The 3,358-nt window shown below is 62.4% G+C and carries 4 protein-coding genes; 1 reads left to right on the forward strand and 3 read right to left on the reverse strand.

The features are described 5' to 3' along the window. Positions 1–164: 164 nt before the first annotated feature. From moeA to mobA, 3 genes are all read right to left on the reverse strand, one after another. Entirely contained in the window at positions 165–1,397 is a 1,233-nt protein-coding gene (gene moeA / locus Q7L05_RS17125) for a molybdopterin molybdotransferase MoeA (protein WP_303909489.1), read from the reverse strand. 68 nt (positions 1,398–1,465) lie between these two features. Then, positions 1,466–2,005, reverse strand: a complete 540-nt coding sequence (gene mobB / locus Q7L05_RS17130) for a molybdopterin-guanine dinucleotide biosynthesis protein MobB (RefSeq protein ID WP_303909491.1) — start codon at positions 2,003–2,005, stop codon at positions 1,466–1,468. Continuing rightward, positions 2,002–2,610 carry a molybdenum cofactor guanylyltransferase MobA gene (gene mobA, locus Q7L05_RS17135; protein WP_303909493.1) on the reverse strand — a complete coding sequence of 203 codons (609 nt, stop codon included), beginning with the start codon at positions 2,608–2,610 and terminating at the stop codon, positions 2,002–2,004. Before mobA ends, mobB begins: the two co-directional genes overlap by 4 nt. A gap of 16 nt (positions 2,611–2,626) precedes the next feature. On the opposite strand from mobA, the gene nudF reads away from it, so the two are divergent. Beyond that, on the forward strand, positions 2,627–3,289 hold the full coding sequence (nudF, locus tag Q7L05_RS17140; protein WP_411293351.1) for an ADP-ribose diphosphatase: 663 nt from the start codon (positions 2,627–2,629) through the stop codon (positions 3,287–3,289). Positions 3,290–3,358: the final 69 nt, after the last annotated feature.

Raw genomic sequence — 3,358 nt, forward strand, 5'->3', positions numbered from 1 at the left:
GACGGCTAAAGGTTCGTCACCGATTCGGGCCTGCGCAGCAGGGGGTACGGCTCGCAATGACGGCTGAACGTCACTGATTCCGGCCGTACAGCGGCGGTGGTGGGGCTCGCAACGATCGAGAAAGGAAAGGCCGCCGTTTCAATAACAACGGCCTTTTGGATGAATCACATGAAAGCGGCAAAGGGCTCGACGGTCACCTCGTCGCCGGCCTCTATATCACCCGATTCGGCCGGAAGGACAATGAAGCAGTTGGCCCGACTCACGGAGCTGAGTACGTGGGAGCCCTGCATGCCTGTGCTGCGGACGACCAGATTGTCATTGGCATCGGACTCCAGTATGCCGCGCTGGAAATCCTTCCGGCCGGGTCGCTTTTTGAGCTTTTCGGTCGTGTGCGCCTTTACCCGCAATCTTCCGGTATCGCTGCTTCCCGTCAGGTGCAGCAGGCTGGGCTGGACCACTTGATAGAAGGTGGCCACGGCGGAGACGGGATTGCCCGGCAGGCCGAAGAAGGCGGCATTGCCCAGTCGACCGAACGCGAGCGGCTTGCCGGGCTTCATGGCGATGCGCCAGAAATCCACCTCGCCGAGCTTGTCGAGTGTGGATTTGACGAAATCAGCCTCGCCTACCGAAACCCCGCCCGATGTGATGACGACATCGGCAATCTGCGAGGCGCTGGTGAAGGCCTGCTCGATGGCATCCGGGTCATCGCGAACAACGCCCATGTCGAGTACATCGACATCCATCCGGCGCAGCATGGCAGCGACCGTATAGCGATTGCTGTCGTAGATCTCGCCTTCGCCCAGACTTTGACCGAGCGGCACCAGTTCGTCACCAGTAGAAAAGATGGCGACCCGCAGGCGGCGGTTGACCCGCACTTCGGCAATCCCCAGGGAGGCGAGCAAACCGACATCGGAGGGTGCGATTCGGCGGCCGGCGGAGAGCACCACGGTATCGCGGGCGATATCCTCTCCGGGGTGACGGACGTTTTCGCCGCTGCGGTGTCCCGCCTTGAAATAGACGTCGTCACCTTCCCGGCGCGCCTTCTCCTGCATGATGACGGTATCGGTACCCTCGGGAACCACGGCACCGGTCATGATCCGGACCGCTTCATCCGGGCCAACGCTGCCGGCGTAGGGCGCGCCCGCCAATGCGGTTCCCGCCACCCGGAAACGCTTCTCTCCCGATTCGGGGAGCGCACTGCCGGCTACGGCATACCCGTCCATGGCCGAGTTGCGGTGTCCGGGGACATCGATGGGGGAGAGGATGTCCTCGTGCAGGATCCGTCCCAGTGCCTCGGCAAGGGTTACTTGCGCGTAGCCCGCAACGGGCTTCAGAGCAGCCCGGATCTTCTCCAGTGCCTCATCCAGGGGCAGTAGCCCGGAACCTTGTGAACTCATGCAGTAACCTCGTATGGCGGTTGGGTCTGCGGCCATTATGCCCAATCCCCTCGTGCGGCTAAACCGTGTTATGCCTTGCCGGAGGAGATAACCCATTGGTGGACGAAGTCGGCGATGGCATCCGGTTGGTTGAGATCCAGCACCGACAGGGAGCGTGTGGCGGCTATCGCTGCAGGCCGGTCGGTGGCCACAGCGATGATGGCGTCATCGTCGGGGTAGAGCCTCGGCTTGCCCAGGGATTCGCGTCTGAGTTCGATTTTCGGAAAGGCCTCGTGCTTGAATCCCTCCACCAGGACGAGATCCAGACGGTCGTGGTCGAGCTGGCGAAGCAGGCCTGCCAGATCGGGCTCGGGCAGTTCCCCGTGCTCGGTAATCAGCGCCCAGCGTTTTCGGGAGGCCACCAGCGTCTGGCTCGCCCCCGCCTTGCGCAGGCGATAACTGTCCTTGCCCGGAATATCGATATCGAAATCATGGTGGGCATGTTTGATGAGTGCCACTTCCAGTTCGCGCTTGCGTAGCAGCGGGATGAGTTGTTCCAGAAGCGTCGTCTTGCCGGTGCCGCTGAACGCGATAAAGCCGAGGACGGGTGTCGGCGCAAGGTCCTTCATCGGTTTTCTTTCAACTCCCTTTCCAATTGCTGCAGTTGTTCGGGGGTGTTGATGTTATCAAATGCGCCATCCACTTCCGGATACTCGGCCAGGGCGCGGTGATGGGCTTCCTGCCAACTCTGGACGCGGCGTCCTCCGGCGTCGATATAGGCGCGCAGCTCCGTTTCCAGACGGCGTGAAACCAGCATGAGGGCGGCCTGAATACGACCGCTTGCCTGTACCGTACAGATCTCTGCGTCCGCTTCCATGGTAGCCGAGATCATGCGTGCCGCGAGGTCCTGTGGCAGCCGCGGAATGTCGCAGGGCAGGGTCAGGAGCCATTCCGAGTCGGTCGCTGCAAAGCCGGCCAGCAGGCCGGCGAGGGGGCCGGGCCAGTCGGGAACCGCATCCGCGAACACCGGGTAACCGAAGCGGCTATAGTGTTCGTGGTTTCGGTTGGCACTGATTACGATTTCGCCCACCTGGGGACGAATGCGCTCGATGACGTGTGCGATCAGCGGGCGTCCGGCCAGCGGCAGCAGCCCTTTGTCCTGGCCGCCCATACGCTGTCCGCGGCCTCCGGCCAGGATGATGGCGGTGATGTTTTCGGCAGTCGGGTCGGGCATATGGGCATTATGATGGATGATACGTAGGCAGGAAGAATATAGGGAGTCAGCAGTGAGCGGAAGTCGCGGACCCGACAGGCCGAGTGTGGAGATCATTGAAAGAGAGGTCGAGTTCGAGGGTTTTTTCCGTCTGGAGCGCTATCGGCTGCGCCACCGCCTGTTTGACGGAAGTATGAGCCCGGTTATCGAACGGGAACTGTTCGAGCGCGGACACGCCGCGGCCCTGCTGCCCTACGATCCGGTGCGGGACACGGTTGTTCTTCTGGAACAGTTCCGCATCGGTGCCCTCGAGATGCCCGGAGGTCCGTGGCTGCTGGAGGCGGTGGCCGGCATCATTGAGCCCGGTGAATCGGCCGAGGATGTGGTGCGGCGGGAGTCGCAGGAAGAGGCGGGCTGCACGGTGACCGATTTGGAGCCGATCTGTCGCTATCTGGTCAGCCCGGGCGGCACCTCGGAGACATTGACCCTGTTCTGTGGCCGCGTGGACAGCCGCGACCTGGGGGGTATCCATGGGCTGGAGAGTGAGAATGAAGATATCCGGGTGAGCGTGGTGCCGCTCGATCAGGCCCTCGCCTGGCTGGAAGAAGGCGTCATCAACTCCGCCGGTCCCATCATAGCCCTGCAGTGGCTGCGACTGAACCGGCAGCGACTACAGCGCCTCTGGTGTGCAGCGCCTTGATTTCGACTCCCCATTCCCCATTCCCCATTCCCCATTCCCCATTCCCCATTCCCCATTCCCCATTCCCCA

Source organism: Thiohalomonas denitrificans, from assembly GCF_016841685.1.
GTDB classification, from domain to species: Bacteria; Pseudomonadota; Gammaproteobacteria; order Thiohalomonadales; family Thiohalomonadaceae; genus Thiohalomonas; species Thiohalomonas denitrificans_A.

Coding starts and splice junctions, on each gene's coding strand:
- moeA (WP_303909489.1), bottom strand. CDS start 1,397: ATGAGTTCACAAGGTTCCGGGCTACTGCCCCTGGATGAGGCACTGGAG.
- mobB (WP_303909491.1), bottom strand. CDS start 2,005: ATGAAGGACCTTGCGCCGACACCCGTCCTCGGCTTTATCGCGTTCAGC.
- mobA (WP_303909493.1), bottom strand. CDS start 2,610: ATGCCCGACCCGACTGCCGAAAACATCACCGCCATCATCCTGGCCGGA.
- nudF (WP_411293351.1), top strand. CDS start 2,627: ATGATACGTAGGCAGGAAGAATATAGGGAGTCAGCAGTGAGCGGAAGT.